This window comes from Oscillatoria sp. FACHB-1407 (genome assembly GCF_014697545.1).
Lineage (GTDB): Bacteria > Cyanobacteriota > Cyanobacteriia > Elainellales > Elainellaceae > FACHB-1407.
This window is the reverse complement of record NZ_JACJSA010000005.1, coordinates 14,517-32,931: the sequence shown is the minus strand read 5'-3', so window position 1 is coordinate 32,931 and position 18,415 is coordinate 14,517. Positions and strand designations below refer to the sequence as shown.

Here is an 18,415-nt window from a genome sequence, read left to right as displayed (position 1 = left end):
AACGCTTGTATAGCAACCCTAAATGATTTGTGAAAGTGCCCGCCCATCGGGCGGGCACTTTCACAAATCACCTTTTTCACAAATCAGATAGGACTGCTATATGAGCGGGTTTAGCGATCTGCGTCGGTTCGTCTAACCCTTAATTTTTTGGCGTTGCTAAATAGAGGAATGATTATTTTGACACAGACGTGAGCGAGACGCTCACACTCCTTTCAGGTGAATCGTTTAAACCAGTGCGAGCATCCTGCTCGTGACTCATTCATCCTCAAGATCAGCGAGATGGGTGACCCACGTAATATAGCCGTAGCCACATTCAATGGGGCGGAGGCGAGTCAGGCAGCTTTCGCAGCATCCGGGGTTGAGCCATTGTCTTTGCCTGAAGCTTTCTGATCAAAGCTATATCTTTCAAATCGTTAAGGCTTCCTATACTTTTTTAGCAAAAAACAACGTCTTTTTTCCACATCTTTGCGATGGGTCGCAGGAATCGTCACAATAATCGGTGGAATTCCGAAATTGTTATACTGGCAGGTGCTCTACAACTCAAAATGACTTGACTGCAACGAGGTAAATAGAAGGATTCTAAATCTTCTAACTTGAATGACAATGGTTATCATTGTCCATTGTTGAGTCAGTATTTACATTAATTCGTCATAAGCGGCTCGTAAATCTTTCATTGCGATCGCTTTGCTTTGAGCAGATGTAGATATTTTCGCCAGGTCTAACCTCTTCAGAGTTTATACAGATTTGAACCTATTCAATGCCCATAAAGTTCTGTAGATCTGCGTATTTATTCTGTAAAAGGCTTCCTTACTATTTGAAGCAAATCCTCTTTTAGAGATCTGTTCTCAATACACCAAAAAAGGTCATACAATCACGTTCCTGATTTCATAATTGGAGCCGTTTTAATTCATTTCACTCTGCTGCTTTGTTCCTTTGTAATTTCGCCACACTTGTAATTTCGCCACAACCTCAATGTACGACACTGATTGGACTGTTATCGAAACGGCTGAATCAACATTCAACTCAACTCAGCTACACCACAAAGAGACTGTTTTCACACTTGGCAATGGCTATTTAGGGACACGGGGTGCCTTTGAAGAAGGGTATCCGGGAGCCTGTCCGGCCACTCTGATCAATGGAATTTATGATGATGCGCCCTTGGTAACCACTGAACTGGCAAACTGTCCCGATTGGTTGGCACTGGTCATCATGATTGGGGGCGATCGCTTCCGGTTGGATCAGGGCGACGTTTTGAGTTATCAGCGATCGCTGGATCTGCGACGGGGTATTCTCAATCGCTGGGTGCGTTGGCGCAGTCCCGCCGGGCATATTATCGAACTTACCTTTGAGCGATTTGTCAGTTTAGCCGACCAACATGTTTTAGCATTGCGTTGTCAGATCACCTCAGTGAATTATGCTGGGGCGATCGAAATTCATACCAGTTTGAATGGATATCCAGACAATCAAGGGTTGATGCACTGGGAATCGCTCAACCAGATGGGTCGCGGTTACGCCATTGGTTTACACGTCCGCAGTCGCCACTCTAAACACGAGGTGGGTATGGCGGCTCAGTTAAGTGTAGTTGGGGTAGAACAGCTTGAGACAAGGGCGATCGCCTTTCAGGGCTTCCCCACGCTTGTAACCCAGTTTGAAATGCAGGTGGGGCAGTCTGTCACACTCGAAAAACTCGTCACCGTGTTTACGTCTCGCGATAACCGAGTTCCCTTCGATGCAGCACTCGATAAACTCAATCACCTGCCGGGATACGCTATTTTGTTGGCAAGCCACATCACGGCTTGGGCAAAGGTTTGGGAGATCAATGATGTCGTAATTGAGGGTGATCCTACCGCCCAACTCGCTATTCGCTATAACCTGTTTCAACTGTTATCAGCGGCTCCTCGCCACGACGATCGCGTCAGCATTCCTGCTAAAACGCTCTCTGGGTTTGCCTATCGGGGGCACATCTTTTGGGATACAGAAATCTTTTTGTTGCCCTGTCTCAACCTGACTCAACCCGCCCTAGCCCGAAATTTGCTGACCTACCGCTATCACAGCCTACCAGGAGCACGCCGGAAGGCACAGACACAGGGCTACGAAGGGGCGATGTATGCCTGGGAGAGTGCTGAGACAGGCGATGAAGTGACCCCAACCTGGGTGCCTGGACCCGATGGCAAGGGGTTGGTGCGCATCTGGTGTGGTGACATTGAGCTACACATCAACACTGACATTGCCTACGCTATCTGGCACTACTGGCATGTCACTGGAGATGATGCGTGGATGCGGATGTACGGCGCAGAAATCATTCTTGATACGGCCGTGTTTTGGGGGAGTCGTGCTGAATGGAACCCATCCCATCAACGCTTTGAAATTCGCAATGTGATTGGTCCTGACGAATATCACGAACAGGTTGATAACAATGCCTTTACGAATCGCATGGTGCAGTGGCACTTGCAGATTGCGTTCGAGACGCTGGAATGGTTGCGGCAGGTTGATCCGGCTCATGCAGCAACACTAGAACAGCAACTCGATCTGACGGGCGATCGCCTCCAGCATTGGCGGGATATGATTCGCCATTTGTGGGTGCCAACCGATTTGGTGACAGGATTGATTGAACAGTTTGAGGGCTTTTTTGCACGGGAAGACATTGATCTGGCGGAGTACGAGCCTCGCACGCGATCGATGCAAGCAATCCTGGGAATTGAAGGAGCCAAGGAACGGCAGGTGCTCAAGCAAGCAGATGTAATCATGCTGCTGTATATGCTGCGGGATGGCGTGTTTGGCGATGGAGCCGTTCACTACGATCGCCAAATTCTGCAAACAAACTGGGACTACTACGTTCCCCGCACAGATCACACCTACGGTTCGTCGTTAGGTCCTCCAGTTCATGCCATTCTCGCCTGTGAGATGGGCAAACCGGACGAGGCATACGAACACTTTATGCGCTCTGTTCTGGTGGATCTGGCAGATGTACGGGGCAATGCAGCGGAAGGCATTCATGCTGCGTCAACGGGGGGGGTGTGGCAAGCAGTCGTCTTTGGGTTTGGTGGGGTGCGCCTGACCAAGAGTGGTCCTGTGGCAACCCCCCATCTGCCAACCCATTGGACGCGCCTGCACTTTAAGTTGATCTGGCAGGGACAACCCTATGAGTTTGACTTGCGTCCTGCCCGGGTGCCATTTACGGTGCCCAATACCCAACCAGGGCGGTTACCCATTCAAGGTGTGATCTTTGACCTGGATGGAGTTCTTACCGATACCTCCGAGTTCCACTACCTCGGTTGGAAACGCCTTGCCGATGAGGAAAATCTACCTTTCGATCGCACAGCCAATGAGGCGTTGCGGGGGGTTTCTCGACGCGACTCGTTGTTGCGGCTACTGAATGGACGGTCGGTGAGTGAAGACGAATTGCAGGAAATGATGACCCGCAAAAACCAGTATTATCTGGAACTGATTCGTACGATCACGCCTGACCACCTGTTACCGGGTGTCAACCAGTTGTTAACTGAGTTGAATGCGGTTGGAATTCGAGTGGCACTGGGTTCTGCTAGCAAAAATGCACGAGAAGTGATTGAGCGATTAGGCATTGCCCACCACATTCAGGCGATCGCCGATGGTTATAGTGTGGCGAAGTCAAAACCTGCCCCTGATGTGTTTCTCTATGCGGCGCAACAACTCGATTTAGCTCCTGGTCACTGTATCGTCGTTGAAGATGCTGCCTCTGGCATCGAAGCGGCTCTCAGTGCAGGAATGTGGGCGATCGGGTTAGGCCCCAACGAACGGGTTGGTAAAGCTCATTTGGTGTTGCCCAATTTAACGGATGTGCATTGGGAAATGTTGCTCCAACAATTGAGTGATGCCGTCCGCAGAACTGCGATCGAGTTGTCGTTGCAACAGTTAGTGCAGAATCGCCGCTAATACCATGAGTTAACCCAAAGGCGCGCTTCGCATCGGTTCCAAGTTCGGGTGTCGTTTAGTAGTGATAAGAGGTTTGGGAGAACTCAAAGTCCCCCAATTTTGGGGGATTTAGGGGGCTGAGAGGACTTGTATATACACAGTAGCCTGCCAAGGGGAGGTGTGGGAGGGGTCAGATGTGTAGCGTCAGCCGTAGCCACATTCGATGGGGCGGAGGGGAGTCAGAAAGCCTCCCCAGTATCAGGGCAAAACCTACCCCTACGTCTCCTACATTTGCCCCAAGAATCGTATCCCGAATTCTTAATCTCTGATGGGCAGTGAGTTATTTCTGTAAGGGTGGGTTGGGCAACCACCCCTGAGCGATCGCCAGAGCGAGTGCTTGATACCGAGTCCGGGCTTTGAGCTTGGTCAGCACGTTATTCATGTGAAATTTCACCGTGCTCTCGCTGATCAAAATCGTATTGGCAATGTCGCGATCGCGCAGTCCTTGTGCCAACAGGGATAGAATTTCCTGTTCGCGCTCCGACAACATCACAGCTTTTGGAGGTACCTCAATGTTCCATCGCTGCCCTTTCAGCACGGTAGCCATGGCTTCTCGCAGTTGATCGGGGCTAATGTCGAGATCTAACCTGGCGTGAATCCCATCCGGTACGGGTTGTTGAGTGGTGTTGACCCACAAAACGTACTGAGCGGTAGACAACAATTCAGCATCATCAGTTAACAGGGGGACGGTTGCGCTGGGTAGGCTGCACAGGGTGAAACCCGCTTTGTAGGCAAGCTGGGTAAATGCCAGTTGCAGGACGGGCGATCGACATTGAATGCAAATGCCAGTTGTGGTGGGATGGCGACTATAAGGCAATTTCAACAGAATTTGAATCACCTTTTGATTGGTTCCCAACTGCGTCTGTAATACTCCCCCCAAACAGGAGGCTGTGAAGACAAGTTCTCCAAAGGCAGAGTGAATCCAATCGTCAAGCTGAATGGATGTTTCTGGTGCAGGAATAATTGCCTCCATCGTCACTGCATCGGTGCCATAGGTCAGCCGACAGTAAATGCAATTCAGTCGGTGTAAAACTTCTGCCGTTCGTAGAAATACATGACTGATCGAGATCGGTAAGGTTTGCTCTGTTCCGACCAACGTTAGACGGGCTGCACTGAGAACGGTAGCAATCTGATCGGATAGGGGTGGATTGGCGGTTAGTGTCGGTTGGGTCGATCGCCAGGATTGTTGCTCTTGCTGGTAGCGCAACGCAATGTCGAGTGCCACCGTAACCGTTGTACAGAGATTGCGCAGCACCTCCAAAAATTCCGGAGCCATTGGGTTTTGGCTAAACAGTGCCAGCACACCCACCACGCGATCGCTCACTTCTAGTGGATATCCAGCAAAGCCCCGAATATGATTGGCGATCGCCCACTCCCGGTCTTTGACCCAGGGTTCTTCGGGCAGGTTGTTGCTGAGGAAGGACACCCGGTTCTGAGCAATCTTGCCCACCTTAAACGCGCCCATGGGCACTCTGCTAAAAAAGCCATCGGTGCGGGTATACATCCCCGATGAGGCAACGAGCCGCAGGGCAGTGCGATCGGGTTCCACGAGCCAGATGCGGGCAAAAGCGCAGCCAAATTGGGCAACTAACCCCTGGGTGACCTGACGAGCGATCGCCTCCGGGTCTAGACAACCCCCCAAACGCTGAGCAATTTCGTTGCCTCGTTGCAAATCAAACAACAGCCGCGTTGAATCCAGCAGTTCAAGAATTGGTTCAGCCACGCCAGCAATACCAGAGACTTTCGTTATTCAGACGCAGATGCTCAATTTGCTCTGTATTGAAGAATACCGTTGTGGCGTTACATCGGTTTGGATTTTAGATTTTGGGGTTTAAATTTTGGATTCTGAGGTGCAGTATTTGCGTGAGATAGGCTTGAGGTTTTTGCTTTTTGGCTACAAAAAAATAGAGCTAATACAAACAGTTGAAACACTGTTTTGGATCGGCTCTATCACTCAAACGGCTATGACACACTCAAAACTAATTAAGCGGAAGGCTTGACCTGTCTCGCCATGTCCATATAGCGGTTTAAGCTTGGACCTGGACGACGACGACCGTTGCTAGATGCCGTTGTCAGAAAATTGGGAGCAAAGGTTGGCGGTGTGTTAGAAGCCGGAGCCGCTGAAGTCTTGCCATTGAGGGATTCTGCTTTGACAGGCTCCGCTTTAACAGGCTCTGATGGAGCGGGTTGCGGAGGAGTCACTGCTTTGACAGGCTCAACTTTGGCAGGTTCTGGCTTTGCTGGAGCAGGGGCAACAGCCTTAGTTTCTGATTTAGAACTTGCATCTTCTAACTCAAGAAAGTATTCGGACTTTTTACCAATTCCAACGATTCCCAACAGACCTTTTAAGAATCCACCTAAAAATGCAAAAATGCCACCGATTAATTTTTGAATAACGCCCATTGTTGCGATCGCTCCTAACTCTTCTCAAAATATCAGTTTAAACGCCTTTAACCCCAAGTTAGAGACGAATTTAGCTTCTGGGTAAACACGATTGAATAACGCCCCAATTATGAGATTTCCTAAGAAGACTCACAAGATTGGTTTAAGTTATTTTACAAAAGTTTATGAGAAGAATTAAATAAGTACAACTACCCAATCTAGAGCCGTTCTCGGATGAATAGATGCAGCCATCACATCTCTGTCTCCTGATGGACTGACAAAACTCCTGAAACCCTTGATATTCTGTGCTGTGACTGGCGAATCAAATTCGCGCCTATCCAATCGAACTAGATACATCCAGGCTTTCTGTAACCCGCGTCGGACGTTCGGCGATGCTCAGTCGAGCCGCGAGTTTTGCTCCCATAACTGCGATTTCAATCGCCAAGCTTAAAAGATTTGTCAGTCAGCTCTGTTCTCTGCGATTACTGTGGAGGTGCTGTCCGATCCTGCGATCGCCCATTGGACTGTTCAAGCTGTAAACGCTGCTGCTCCAGGGTTTCGGGTAGGTCTTCGTCAATCAGCAGGGGATCAGACGCATCCGCAGGGGCATCTCTCAATTGCTCAATCTCTCGCTCCAATTGCTGCTGTCCTTCGTTGAAGAACCGCTGTGATGCGTTGGGGAAGCTGAGCGCAGCGTTAATTTGAGATAGGGCTTGCGGGGAAATTGACAGGGCTAGGGCAGGTGATGCGATCGCAGAAAGCAATGGTAAGGCGATCGCAACTCCTAACGCAATGCCTTGAATTGTTGATTGACGCATATCCCGACTCCTTCGACAAAAGGTCACAATCGGGGGGCGATAGTGATTTGGTCACCTCAATTCTAACGTTCCGTCTATGCAGCCTGCTCGGCGTCCTTAGAGGACGATTCTGCCAAGATGGGGTCAACGTCCTGACTTTTATCGCGCTGAAGAAAATCTTCTAGAAGCTGGAAGAAGTAATCAAACGCAGCTTTTTCATCAATGCACGTCAGCAAAATAATTTTGTCCCAGGCATTTACAGTGCGGATAGATAGGCGATTCTGTAACCACGGCTGAAAGTTTTTATAAAAATCACTTTCAGCATCGGTATTGGCAATTCCTATTTCTGATCGAGCAAATTGATAACCGATGATAAACATCCGCAAATGGGTGATAGAGGCAGTTCCTATATATAGTCCTGGCTTAGTTTTTATTTTCTTAAGTAAGTCAAATAATGTGCTCATGATTCAGCTATCTCCATTTCTAAAACCTTTAGAATTCTTCAATTGCTTCGACATTAAATTCATTAGACAGAGATGTAAAATCCTTAACCCAATCGTCTAGCAAGAGCCCATGCCTGGAAAGGTTGTCAAATATTTTTCCATACACCTCAACTCCATAATGGACACCATTTTCGGTTATTGCTTCGAAGCACCCCTTCTGTTCAAGGCGATCGCTAAGAATGAAGTCTTCCCCATCATAGCGAGTTGTCAGTCGCCAGAGTTTTCCGGAGATTCCACGTTGTTTAAGCCATTGTTTAAGCGTACTGGCACACTCCTCGCATTGTAGTAATGGGAAGCGAACAACGAGATTACCAATTTCTTCATACAGATTGGCAATAGCGGAGTCATCTGAATAAGTGCTCAGGAAATTTCCCTCCTAATTTTTAGTATTCGCTGACAAATTGAGGATGAACCCATCGGAACTCACAACGTAGCTGCAAAGTGGTCGAGCAACTCACGGTGCAAGAAGCGATAGCGACCCCCCACCCGATACAGCAAACGCCGCTCGACACAGTAATTGAGAAACCGCGCCAGATTCCAGGGAGCGATGCCGCTCTGCCAGAGGACAAAGCGCAGACAAAGATGCTGAACACAGGCAACCCCACCTCCTCCCGCAAAGCCAAAGAGTAACGCCCCAAAGATGCCTGTGACTAAAAAGGGTGGAAAGGCGACCCAGAGCGCATCAAGAATCGTTCCTGCACGGTCTCCTTGCTCAACTCCTGCGGCAACAATGCGAGGCAGTTCTGTGATCCCAAACGTAAAAACAATGCCAGGGAGGTAGCTGAAGACCGTGATCCACAGCATACTTTGCAATGAGTTCCAGATGCCCTGGTTAGGACGCGATCGCAGTTGCAAATCTTGCTTCAGCCCAAAAATCAGCCCAAAAATCAGCCCAAAAATCAGCCCAACAATCAGCCCACCAATCAGCCCACCAATCAAATATTGTTTCAAACTGGCAAAAATTTCTCGTCGCGCGTCGCGCGACATTGAAATTTTAAATGCCTCAACAGGTGCAATATCATCCAGCCCAAAAATCAGCCCAACAATCAGCCCAAAAATCAGCCCAACAATCAGCCCAACAATCAGCCCAACAATCAGCCCAACAATCAGCCCAACAATCAGCCCAACAATCAGCCCAAAAATCAGCCGATAGTGTCGTCGTGCCTGGGGTTTCTCTAGCCAACGGGGTTGGATGCGTTCGATTAGCAATTCTACAGCGTTGTCTTTTTGGAGTTGTCGGGCGATCCACTGCAAGGTCTTCAGGGTTTGTCGGCGATCGGGTTCCTGAGCAGGGGTTTTATATTCCCACTGTTTCCGGTCGGTTTCTTTGCGGCGATCGCTCTGCCGCACATCCAGCGACAACTGGCGATCGACATACTGATCGAGCAATTCTTCCTTCGTTTGAAAGGGGTACTGGGCATCATACACACTGGCAACCAACGTGAGAAACAGCGGCACCCGCAACAAGCCTGGATCGCCTTCTTCATCGGGTTTGAGCAACGCTTGCAAAACTGGGGTTGCTTGAATCGTTGACCAGAGTTGCAGCCGATCAACGCGGTTTAGATAGTCTTGAATTTGCTCATCCGACAATGGCTCCAGACACACCGAACCCCTCAAATTATCGAGTTTGACGTTGGCTTGAGCAAACTCCTTAACTCGGCAACACACCACCAGTTGTGGGTAATGGCGGGCAAACTCATTCAGTTTCAATGTGCATTGTTTTTGCCGCTCTAAGCCCAATTCATCCAAGCCATCCATCAAGGGCAATAACACCTGCTGCTCTAGCCATTGCTCATAGCGTTTGGCTTTGCGATCGCCCCCATGCACATCATAAAGCTGCTCAATCAACCAATCCTTGATGCTTTTGCCGTCTCGCCAGGTTGAGAGTTCAAAGATCACCGGAATCACCGTTTTCGGTTGGGCGATCGCTCCACAAATCAGTTGCTCTGCCAGACTGAGCAAGGCGGTGGTTTTTCCGGCTCCGGGTGTCCCCAAAATCAATAACTTGCCGCCGACATCCTCCCGCCCAAAGGTTTCAATCAACATCTGTTGCCAATTGAGAATGCCTTGATCTTTGCCCTGCACCTGTAAACGCTGGTTCGCTTGCAACGGGGAACGCCCCACCCACGATAACTGCTCGTCTAACGAGATCTGCATGAGGGTGCGATCGCGTCCCAGCATATCGGTGAGCCGTTCGCGGATGTCGGGTAATTGCTTATCTTTCAGCAGTCGCTGTGCCCAATCCCAATCCACTGAGGGAGATGCACCCCGACCAAAGAATCGGACGACATTAGTGATCGTGACTTGGTTATCGTGACTATTTTGAAAACTAACGGCATTTTGTCCGGCTTGAGACAGTTGAATAGCACTATTCTCAATGCTGCTGCCATCAATGTTTTGATCTTGAGAAGCCATGCTCTATGCCTGTTCTGAGTAGATCTGCGACTTCTTCAAGAAGTCGCAGATCTGAAGTCGGAGATCTGAGTTCCAATCAGTATCAAAGCTCAAAAAATGCAGCAGCAACGCCAATCCAGGGTGCAACCGTCTTAAAGATTTCGGCTCCAGTCTGCCACAAGCTTTTCCCTGCCTCGGTGGTGTCTTTCAGCGTTTTCATCGTCTCACTCACCTGCTTCAAGTTTTGCCCCACTAACTCCTTTTGGGGGGTTTCCTTACTTGCTTCCCGTTTTGCAGGTCGCAGATAGTCGAGCAATTCTTCTTGTTGAGCCGAACTGAGTGCAGATCCTTTGATTGCAGCTTCCAACTGCTCCAACAGCGTCACTACCTCTGTTGCGGTAATCCCTTGCTGCTCAGTTTGCAACGCTCCACTCTGGTTTTGCTGAAGGTTTCCACCCGCCTGCCCCAGTTGCACCATGCCGCCTGTGAGCGACACATTACTAAGGCTTTGCGATTGATTTGGAGGTTGCGATTTCGATGGCTCAGAGGGGGGCTTTTTGCCAAACATATATCAACTGCTTAAAGAATTTTCTCCATCATACGCACAGGCTCTAGACGGTGCAAAGTATTAAGGATGGTGGCGAAGGCTTCATCTCGCGCCATATTCTCTCATCCCTATTTTCTGCTGACTCTGTTATAGCCTCTTGCTCTAGTAAATCGAGCCAAGGCATAAGATAAAGGCAGAATAGCTGAACCACCTGCTAATTTGGGAGGCTAAATCATGCTCACGCTCAACATTCAACTTCCTGAAGACAAGCTCGTTGCATTCTGCCAACGTTGGAAGGTGAGTGAGCTTGCTCTGTTTGGTTCTGTCCTCCGAGACGATTTTCGCCCTGACAGCGATATTGATGTTCTAATTACTTTTGCTTCAGATGCGAAACGCGGGTTATTGACCTTAGTAAAGATGAAGTACGAGTTGGAGGATATGTTGGGGCGCAAAGTAGATTTGGTCAGCAAGCACGCTGTCGAAACGAGCCATAACTGGATTCGACGCAACGAGATTTTGGGAACGGCTCAGGTCATTTATGTTGCGAGATAGTGCTTCATCACTATTTCTTCGAAAGGTTGCAGATTCTCTGAGTGACGGGCGATAGAAGCTATGGTGGACATAATTCATTACTTCGATCAATCGTAGATTTCCCAATGCACCATCAGGAAGGCACCTTTCAGAGCAGCGATGACCTCCGTTTGTATTACCAGTTCTGGCGACCGGAGACACCCATACGAGCCGTATTAGTCGCTATCCACGGCATGGGTGGGCACAGCGGACTGTTTGGCAATGTGGTCAAGGCATTAGTGCCGAAAGGCTATGCAGTATATACCTATGATGCGCGGGGCAATGGGCGATCGCCCGGCCAACGCGGGTATATCAACGCCTGGTCGGAATTTCGGGAAGATTTGCGATTGTTTTTGCAGTGGGTCAGGAGCCAGGAGCCAGATAGCCCTGTATTTTTGTTGGGACACAGCGTTGGGGCAGTCGTGGTGCTCGACTATGGGTTGCGCTGTCTTGAAGAGGCGAAAACCCTGCAAGGAGTCATCATTTCGGCTCCCATTATTGGCTCAACCGGGGTTTCACCGATCAAAGTGTGGATCGGGCAGTTGTTGTCGAATGTGTATCCTCGGTTTAGCCTCAGCACTGGGTTGGATTCCGATACGGGGGCACGCGATCTGGCGATCGTTGAGGGTTATCGCAAAGATCCACTGCGCCATTCTCAGGTCACGGCTCGGTTTGGCAGCGAGTTTTTGGCGACAGTAGCCTGGATTCAAGCTCACGCAGCAGATTGGCAGTTGCCGTTGCTTATCTTGTTGGGAGGAAGCGATCGCGTTGCCTTGCCCGATGGCGGACGACGATTTTTTCAAAATGCGGGATGTCTGGATAAAGAGCAGCACGAGTATCCCGACACGTATCACGAAATCTTTGATGATTTAGATCGTCAGCAAGTACTGGCAGATTTAGAAAACTGGTTAGAACGGCACCTGTCACCTACTATGACCTCAGCGGTTTAAGGGAAGGTTGTGTGGCGATCGCGACTCCCCACGACCTTAAGTTAAAGCATTCCTGAACGCTAGGATAGGTAGGACTGTGGGCAATTGACCATTGACCATTAACCATTGACCATTAACCACTAACCATTAACCACTGACCATTGACCATTGACCATTAACCACTGACCATTAACCACTGACCATTAACCATTGACCATTAACCACTAACCACTGACCACTAACCACTAACCATTGACCATTGACCATTGACCATTAACCATTGACCATTGACCACTCACCACTGACTTCTCATCGGAGCCATACCTTGTCCCATTCTCGTCAGCGTGCTCAACCTCCCCTGGAGTTTATTCCCGAACGCTTCAATCCACTCGTGTTGAGGGTTGCCCACTGGCTGTTGCCGATTGTGATGCGGGTAAGGTTGCGATCGTGGCTTCCAGCAGGCATTGCCCAGGTCGATGTCACGAATGCAGAGGGATTGGCTGACCTGTATCAACAGTTTCAGACAGGTAAGATTCGCTTGGTTATGGCGTTTCGCCATGTCGAAGTGGATGATCCGTTGAGTTTGATGTTTTTGTGCTCTCGTGCGGTTCCGCGAGCGGCTCGTCAAAAGGGAATTGCGCTGCAATATCCCCTCCATGCCCATTACATGTACGATCGCGGCATGACGTTGTGGGGAGGCAACTGGTTGGGTTGGTTGCTGTCCCGGTTAGGTGGGGTTCCAATGCATCGCGGGAAGCAACTCGATCGCTCAGCAGTGCGAGCCACCCGCAAACTACTGACGGATGGCAAGCTACCCTTTGCGATGGCTCCAGAAGGGCAGACCAACGGACACAGCGAAACTGTCAGCCCACTAGAACCGGGGTTAGCCCAACTCAGTTTCTGGTGCGTTCAAGATCTGGTCAAGGAAAAGCGCACAGAACCTGTAATCGTGGTGCCGATCGGTGTTCAATACCACTATGTAAATCCACCCTGGGCAAATCTAGATCGGTTGCTGAGCCAGTTGGAGGCGGATACGGGCTTACCTGTGCAGGCGATCGCCTCAACGACTTCGCCTGATGTAGCTCAGCAATGCTATCAGCGGATTTGTCAGTTGGGTGAGCATTTGCTAACTCAAATGGAGCAGTTTTATCGACGCTTTACACATCGTGTCGAGACTATTCCAGACAACCCAACAGGTAGGTTTGACGAACGGCTACACATCGTCTTAGACCGAGCACTGCAAACAGCAGAACAGCATTTTGGATTATCCTCCCAAGGCACTGTGATTGAACGATGTCGCCGTGTAGAAGAAGCGAGTTGGCGGGATATCTACCGGGAAGACTTGCCCGATTTGACTGGGTTGTCACCGTTTGACCGGGGACTGGCTGACTGGATTGCCGAAGCAGCTGAGATGCGATCGCGCCATATGCGACTGGTTGAAAGCTTTGTTGCCGTCACAGAAACCTATGTTCAGAAAAACCCCTCAGTGGAACGACTGGCGGAGATGGCAATGCTGATGTTTGACCTGGTCGCCCGAATTAAGGGGGATAGCGTTCCTGCTCGTCCCCGGTTGGGTTGGAGACGGGTGCAGATAACTGTGGGTCAACCGATTTCTGTGAGCGATCGCTGGTCGATGTATGAGCGCGATCGCCCATCGGCTAAACAAGCATTGCGGGAGTTAACGCAAGAGGTTCAAGCGGCATTGGAGAAGATGATTCCAGACGACGCCTCGATCAGGTGATGGGGTGATGGGGTGATGGGGTGGTGGGGTGGTGGGGTGATGGGGTGGTGGGGTGATGGGGTGACAGAGTACTCCCTGACTCCCCGACTCCCTGCCTCCCTGCCTCCCTGCCTCCCTGCCTCCCTGCCTCCCTGACTCCTTCAGCCCAATCCAGTACTATAAAAAGATATTCGCTGCGGGCGACTCCATCGGTTAAAAGCTATGTCAGACACCCTATCTGCCCCTTATGTTGAGCTTCCCCCCACGCAGGAAGAGCTTCCCTATGATGATGGTGTGCCTATGGAAAGTGCACGGCACAAAGCCCAGATGGATTTGTTAATTGACGCTCTGACTCCCTGGTTGGCTGAGCGAGAAGATGGCTTTGTCGGTGGCAATATGTTTGTTTACTACAGCTCAGCCCAATTGCGAAATCAAGACTTTAAGGGGCCAGATTTTTTTGTTGTGTTAGGAGTCCCCAAAGGAGAACGCAAGAGTTGGGTCGTCTGGGAAGAAGGAAAAGCCCCTGACGTTGTGATTGAGTTGCTGTCTGACAGTACCGCTACTACCGATAAGACCAGTAAAAAGCTGATTTATCAGAATCAAATGCGAGTGCCAGAATATTTCTGGTACGACCCTTTCAACTCGGAGGATTGGGCAGGTTTCTCGATTCAACAGGGGGGGTACAAACCTCTCGTAATGGGCGATCGCGACCAGTTAGTGAGTGAAGCTTTGGGTTTAGGCTTACAGCGTTGGCAGGGCAACTACAAAGGAATTGACGCCATCTGGTTACGCTGGGCAACGTTAGAGGGAGAACTGCTGCCAACCCCAGAGGAATTGCAACGTCAACGGGCAGAACAGGAACGTCAACGGGCAGAGCAGGAACGCCAACGGGCAGACAGGGCAGAGGAACAACTTCTACAAACAGCCCGCAATTTATTATCAACTGGCATGGCAGTAGCACAGGTCGCTCAAATCACAGGTCTACGTATAGAGGCGATATCCCCAACAATGGACGATTGACTTCACTCCCTACTCCCTCTTCTTCCTCACCCCAACGGTTGTTTGGCTGGAACCCCGATCGCCCTGGGAAACTCACTGGGAGTACGAGCCGTTTTTTGGAGATAGATGCAATGCCGAATGCCCTGACTGAGGGGAGTGGTGAATGCGGCGATATGGGCGATCGCCCCTCCCAGGTGAGCCACAGCCGATTTCAGCGTGTCGGTGTCTGACTCACTCCACTGCCCCCGATAAAGCACGGCAAATCCACCCAGTTTCAGCAGAGGAAGAGCATATTCGGCACAGACGGGTGCTTCAGCAACCGCCCGAACTAATGCCAGGTCATAGTGGGCACGGTGTTGCGGGTGTTGCCCTAGCGATTCGGCGCGATCGCTTACTGTGGTCACACTGGGTAAGCCCAGGGCAGCGATGACCGTATCGAGAAACGCCATTTTTTTACGGGTTGAGTCCAGCAAGGTGACACGCCACTTGGGCTGGGCGATCGCTACGGGGATGCCCGGAAACCCTCCCCCAGTACCGATGTCAATCACTTGAGCGGAGACAGAGATAGGCAGAGATGGAAACTCTTGACTGGAGGGTGAGTCTGTCTCTTTTTCAGGCTGCCAGGACACGATGCCCCGCAGGGAATCCCAGATGTGCTTTTCCCAAAATTCGTCGGGTTCCGTGATGCGGGTGAGGTTGAGTTGACGATTGCCTGCCAGGATTAATTCGTAGAGAGTTTGAAGTTGAGCCTGTTGCGACTTGGTGGGTTGCCAATTTAATGTTGTTTGCCACGTTTCGATCGCCTGTGGCAGGGCTTGCGGTTCATCAGTCATGGGAGTTCCCCCTCTACTTTTCCTGTCCCCATTCCCTACTCCCTACTCTCTACTCCCCACTGTCTATTCCTACTCCCCATTCCCTACTCCCTCAATCACAACGGGGTAAGCTTTTGGAGCCAATGACGCTACACTGGCAGGCTCCAATTCCCCGTGGTTGAGTGTCCAGGCACAATCAGCGATCGCCGCTAGCTCTCCGGCATCATGAGACACCACGAGCAAACTCCACTCGGTTTTGAGTTTTGCCAACAGGCTCACGAGTTGCTGGCGCATCGACCAGTCCAATCCGGCAGTAGGTTCGTCGAGCAACAACAAAAAGGGCTGACGAATCAGTTGCACTGCCAGAGCCAATCGTCGTTGTTGTCCACCGCTCAACGAACGGGGCGAAGTGCTCAGGGGCAAATGCGCCAAACCGACTGATTCCAAAGCTCGCTCAATTCGGTCTTTGCCGAGTTCGGGGTGCCCTAACCGCAGTTCATCCAAAATGGTGTTGCCGCAAAAGTGCCGCTCTGGAAACTGAAATACCAGACCCCCAAGTTGCTGGAGATGTTCGGGGGTGAGTTCTTGGTTGCGCCAGAGAATCGTACCCGAAGTTGCCTGGGCAAGCCCTGCCAAAATTTCTAACAAGGTGCTTTTGCCAGAGCCGCTAGGACCAATAATTAACCCCATCTGCTGCGGAGCCAGTTCTAAGTTGATTGACTTCAAAATGGCAATGGGAGTGGCGGCTGGATGATAAACCAGATTTTTTAGATAGAGCATTCGGCATCGAGAAGTACAGATCTTTAGTTTACTCAGCTCCGTGAGGAATCTGAAAGGAACCTCGACAGGGCGATCGCGTCATGCACATCAGTTCACTGCAAACAATTCTGAACCTTTCTGGGTAGACGTGTATAAAAGTTAGTGTTATCTTGATTCGCGCAAGCCCAGATTGTAAGTGTGATCGAGCATACGTTCCTGCTTTCGTTGCCCTTTCAGCATCAGCCATCCAGATATCGGTTGAATGCCTGTTCTAAACCTGCCACAGCTGATTTTTCGTTATTTCTCCCATTACTGTAAAAAACTTCATTGCATCCGTGTGCCTTATGCAGTATTCCCCCCATCGTCACCCCATCTCCACAAAACGCTTCTTTGCGACTGTTACAGGTAGTCTGGCGATCGCCCTCAGTATGTTGACGGCTCCTGCCTGGGCAGGTGACCCCTTCCGCAGCAACAACCCGCGGGCGATCGACGATCAAACCGAGGCGGCGTTTCGAGCCATGTTTGAGCAGGGCAACTATTTAGAAGCGGCTAATGTGTTGCGGCAACCAACGGCAAATGATCCCCTTGCCCATTCCCTCCGAGCATCTCTGGCATACGTTGATGAAAACTGGGCTGCTTTGGGTCGGAGTGCGACTCAGACTCGTGAAAGTGCAGCCCAACTGATGCAGACTGATCCCCTCAGAGGACATCTCTACACAGCCGTGGGTCACTTTTTAGAGGGGGCGCACATCTTGAGAACGCAGGGCACAATCGCAGGAACCCCAGCCATTTTAGGCAAACTGCAACAGGTGTTTGATGAGCTAGACCAGGCAGAGGCGATCGACCCCAATGATCCAGAGCTAAATCTGGTCAGAGGCTACATGGATCTGATGCTGGCGGTAAACCTGCCCTTCTCTAACCCCGATGATGCGATCGCTCGCTTACAAAACTACGCTGCACCCACCTATCTGGCACAACGGGGCATCGCTTTGGGATATCGAGATTTGCGTCAGCCTGATTTAGCCCTGGCGGCAGTCGATCGCGCCCTGGCGGAAACCCCCAATAACCCAGACTTGCTTTACCTCAAAGCCCAAATTTTGATGTTGCGAGCAGCAGCACTCAAGCAACAGGGACAGGAATCTCAATGGCGATCGCTCGGAGAGCAGGGAATCCGCCTCTTTACACGGGCACTCTCTCAACAGGCTCAGTTACCACAGGAGTTGGTCAATCAGATTGCCTGGGAGCAATGCCGCGCTGTCAATAGCATCCGAAATCGTGCCCGTGACTGCAATCCATTGTTGCGGCAAACACGAGGAGGCTAAAGGGGTGAAAGGGTAGATGGATCACTCGCTCCTCTACCCTTTTGCTTCTCTATTCGTTATCCCTATTGCGCGGGTGGCACAACTGGAGTTGGTGCTGGTGGCACTGTCGCGTCAATGGGTAGCGTCACAGGCTCCTGCCCGACAGGAATAAAACTAGGACGTAAGTTGCTGGGGCGATCGCCTGCTGCAATGCAGGTTTCCAGTGCCTCAGCAGGGGCAAATTCAATCTCACGACTCAAGCCAACCACACAGGCTGAAAAGCGAGTTGGCAGCAAGCTCCGACGACAGTTATCCAACACGACCAGCGACTCAGCACCCGTTGTCACGTTATCAATATCATTGACACACGTCGCTAACTCGATTGGGCGACGCACTTGCCGACAACCTGAGAGGGCATCGGTAGCAGCAATTTCAGTGCCGTTATCAATGCGGGTCACACAGCGAGCCACATCTTGAGGATAGAGAGCTGCCGCACAGGCATCTGCTGCATCCGCTTCGCTAATACCTGCACCCGTCAGACTGCTGGCACAGGCTTGGTAGTCAGATGTTCTCACGCGGGTTGAGGTACGGTTTGAGGTTTGAGCAGCAGCAGGGAGCGGGGCGAACAACGCGACCGTTGCTAGCGAGAGCACAGACAGGCGGATAAGGGGCGATCGCACAGGGTTACGCATAGCAAAATTCAGGATTAAACAGTGAAATGGGCAGAAATTGCCGTTCCCATCATATCGAC

At 50.7% G+C, this 18,415-nt stretch carries 18 protein-coding genes; 7 read left to right on the top strand and 11 right to left on the bottom strand.

What is annotated here, in order from left to right; all coding sequences use genetic code 11:
* The first annotated feature begins 216 nt into the window (after positions 1-216).
* On the top strand, positions 217-390 hold the full coding sequence (locus H6G89_RS09975) for a hypothetical protein (protein ID WP_190505583.1): 174 nt from the start codon (positions 217-219) through the stop codon (positions 388-390).
* Between the two features lie 582 nt (positions 391-972).
* Positions 973-3,912 (top strand): beta-phosphoglucomutase, encoded by a 2,940-nt coding sequence (pgmB, locus tag H6G89_RS09970; RefSeq protein ID WP_190505581.1) that lies wholly within the window; start codon positions 973-975, stop codon positions 3,910-3,912.
* A gap of 319 nt (positions 3,913-4,231) precedes the next feature.
* Here pgmB and H6G89_RS09965 read toward each other — a convergent pair whose 3' ends face one another.
* The 7 genes from H6G89_RS09965 to H6G89_RS09935 form a co-directional block, all read right to left on the bottom strand.
* Positions 4,232-5,674, bottom strand: coding sequence for a LuxR C-terminal-related transcriptional regulator (locus H6G89_RS09965; RefSeq protein ID WP_199336644.1), 1,443 nt, complete (start codon positions 5,672-5,674; stop codon positions 4,232-4,234).
* 260 nt (positions 5,675-5,934) lie between these two features.
* Positions 5,935-6,354 (bottom strand): hypothetical protein, encoded by a 420-nt coding sequence (locus H6G89_RS09960; RefSeq protein ID WP_190505579.1) that lies wholly within the window; start codon positions 6,352-6,354, stop codon positions 5,935-5,937.
* Between the two features lie 461 nt (positions 6,355-6,815).
* Entirely contained in the window at positions 6,816-7,151 is a 336-nt protein-coding gene (locus H6G89_RS09955) for a hypothetical protein (protein WP_190505577.1), read from the bottom strand.
* A 74-nt stretch (positions 7,152-7,225) separates the two neighbouring features.
* Complete coding sequence (locus H6G89_RS09950; protein ID WP_190505575.1) at positions 7,226-7,594, bottom strand: hypothetical protein; 369 nt, start codon at positions 7,592-7,594, stop codon at positions 7,226-7,228.
* A 28-nt stretch (positions 7,595-7,622) separates the two neighbouring features.
* Positions 7,623-7,949, bottom strand: a complete 327-nt coding sequence (locus H6G89_RS09945; protein ID WP_309229793.1) for a papain fold toxin domain-containing protein — start codon at positions 7,947-7,949, stop codon at positions 7,623-7,625.
* Between the two features lie 107 nt (positions 7,950-8,056).
* Positions 8,057-10,048 carry an NACHT domain-containing protein gene (locus tag H6G89_RS09940; RefSeq protein WP_190505573.1) on the bottom strand — a complete coding sequence of 664 codons (1,992 nt, stop codon included), beginning with the start codon at positions 10,046-10,048 and terminating at the stop codon, positions 8,057-8,059.
* An 82-nt stretch (positions 10,049-10,130) separates the two neighbouring features.
* Positions 10,131-10,595, bottom strand: a complete 465-nt coding sequence (locus tag H6G89_RS09935) for a hypothetical protein (RefSeq protein ID WP_190505571.1) — start codon at positions 10,593-10,595, stop codon at positions 10,131-10,133.
* Positions 10,596-10,808: 213 nt separating this feature from the next.
* Here H6G89_RS09935 and H6G89_RS09930 point away from each other — a divergent pair, with 213 nt between their 5' ends.
* Together H6G89_RS09930 and H6G89_RS09925 are read left to right on the top strand one after the other, a co-directional pair.
* Positions 10,809-11,126: a nucleotidyltransferase family protein gene (locus tag H6G89_RS09930; protein ID WP_190505569.1), complete on the top strand. Its 318-nt coding sequence runs from the start codon at positions 10,809-10,811 to the stop codon at positions 11,124-11,126.
* A 104-nt stretch (positions 11,127-11,230) separates the two neighbouring features.
* Positions 11,231-12,094 carry an alpha/beta hydrolase gene (locus H6G89_RS09925; RefSeq protein ID WP_190505567.1) on the top strand — a complete coding sequence of 288 codons (864 nt, stop codon included), beginning with the start codon at positions 11,231-11,233 and terminating at the stop codon, positions 12,092-12,094.
* On the opposite strand, the gene H6G89_RS35645 is transcribed toward H6G89_RS09925, so the two are convergent.
* Complete coding sequence (locus H6G89_RS35645; RefSeq protein WP_255519387.1) at positions 12,075-12,200, bottom strand: hypothetical protein; 126 nt, start codon at positions 12,198-12,200, stop codon at positions 12,075-12,077. The two genes, H6G89_RS09925 and H6G89_RS35645, sit on opposite strands and share 20 nt — an antisense overlap.
* 198 nt (positions 12,201-12,398) lie before the next feature.
* Here H6G89_RS35645 and H6G89_RS09920 point away from each other — a divergent pair, with 198 nt between their 5' ends.
* Complete coding sequence (locus H6G89_RS09920; RefSeq protein ID WP_190505565.1) at positions 12,399-13,814, top strand: 1-acyl-sn-glycerol-3-phosphate acyltransferase; 1,416 nt, start codon at positions 12,399-12,401, stop codon at positions 13,812-13,814.
* 201 nt (positions 13,815-14,015) lie between these two features.
* Positions 14,016-14,813, top strand: a complete 798-nt coding sequence (locus tag H6G89_RS09915; RefSeq protein WP_190505563.1) for a Uma2 family endonuclease — start codon at positions 14,016-14,018, stop codon at positions 14,811-14,813.
* A 26-nt stretch (positions 14,814-14,839) separates the two neighbouring features.
* Here H6G89_RS09915 and rsmG read toward each other — a convergent pair whose 3' ends face one another.
* The gene (rsmG, locus tag H6G89_RS09910) at positions 14,840-15,625 is read right to left on the bottom strand and encodes a 16S rRNA (guanine(527)-N(7))-methyltransferase RsmG (protein WP_190505561.1); all 786 of its coding nucleotides are present in this window, start codon (positions 15,623-15,625) and stop codon (positions 14,840-14,842) included.
* Between the two features lie 69 nt (positions 15,626-15,694).
* Positions 15,695-16,384 (bottom strand): ABC transporter ATP-binding protein, encoded by a 690-nt coding sequence (locus H6G89_RS09905; RefSeq protein WP_190505559.1) that lies wholly within the window; start codon positions 16,382-16,384, stop codon positions 15,695-15,697.
* Between the two features lie 323 nt (positions 16,385-16,707).
* Between H6G89_RS09905 and H6G89_RS09900 the strand changes: the two genes are divergently transcribed.
* Entirely contained in the window at positions 16,708-17,685 is a 978-nt protein-coding gene (locus H6G89_RS09900) for a Sll0314/Alr1548 family TPR repeat-containing protein (RefSeq protein WP_190505557.1), read from the top strand.
* A 62-nt stretch (positions 17,686-17,747) separates the two neighbouring features.
* On the opposite strand, the gene H6G89_RS09895 is transcribed toward H6G89_RS09900, so the two are convergent.
* Positions 17,748-18,356 carry a hypothetical protein gene (locus tag H6G89_RS09895; protein ID WP_190505555.1) on the bottom strand — a complete coding sequence of 203 codons (609 nt, stop codon included), beginning with the start codon at positions 18,354-18,356 and terminating at the stop codon, positions 17,748-17,750.
* Between the last annotated feature and the right edge of the window lie 59 nt (positions 18,357-18,415).

Excerpts from the sequence above, each read along its gene's own strand:
- pgmB (WP_190505581.1), top strand. The coding sequence starts at position 973 with ATGTACGACACTGATTGGACTGTTATCGAAACGGCTGAATCAACATTC.
- H6G89_RS09960 (WP_190505579.1), bottom strand. The coding sequence starts at position 6,354 with ATGGGCGTTATTCAAAAATTAATCGGTGGCATTTTTGCATTTTTAGGT.
- H6G89_RS09955 (WP_190505577.1), bottom strand. The coding sequence starts at position 7,151 with ATGCGTCAATCAACAATTCAAGGCATTGCGTTAGGAGTTGCGATCGCC.
- H6G89_RS09950 (WP_190505575.1), bottom strand. The coding sequence starts at position 7,594 with ATGAGCACATTATTTGACTTACTTAAGAAAATAAAAACTAAGCCAGGA.
- H6G89_RS09940 (WP_190505573.1), bottom strand. The coding sequence starts at position 10,048 with ATGGCTTCTCAAGATCAAAACATTGATGGCAGCAGCATTGAGAATAGT.
- H6G89_RS09935 (WP_190505571.1), bottom strand. The coding sequence starts at position 10,595 with ATGTTTGGCAAAAAGCCCCCCTCTGAGCCATCGAAATCGCAACCTCCA.
- H6G89_RS09930 (WP_190505569.1), top strand. The coding sequence starts at position 10,809 with ATGCTCACGCTCAACATTCAACTTCCTGAAGACAAGCTCGTTGCATTC.
- H6G89_RS09925 (WP_190505567.1), top strand. The coding sequence starts at position 11,231 with ATGCACCATCAGGAAGGCACCTTTCAGAGCAGCGATGACCTCCGTTTG.
- H6G89_RS35645 (WP_255519387.1), bottom strand. The coding sequence starts at position 12,200 with ATGGTTAATGGTCAATGGTCAATTGCCCACAGTCCTACCTATCCTAGC.
- H6G89_RS09915 (WP_190505563.1), top strand. The coding sequence starts at position 14,016 with ATGTCAGACACCCTATCTGCCCCTTATGTTGAGCTTCCCCCCACGCAG.
- rsmG (WP_190505561.1), bottom strand. The coding sequence starts at position 15,625 with ATGACTGATGAACCGCAAGCCCTGCCACAGGCGATCGAAACGTGGCAA.
- H6G89_RS09905 (WP_190505559.1), bottom strand. The coding sequence starts at position 16,384 with ATGCTCTATCTAAAAAATCTGGTTTATCATCCAGCCGCCACTCCCATT.
- H6G89_RS09900 (WP_190505557.1), top strand. The coding sequence starts at position 16,708 with ATGCAGTATTCCCCCCATCGTCACCCCATCTCCACAAAACGCTTCTTT.
- H6G89_RS09895 (WP_190505555.1), bottom strand. The coding sequence starts at position 18,356 with ATGCGTAACCCTGTGCGATCGCCCCTTATCCGCCTGTCTGTGCTCTCG.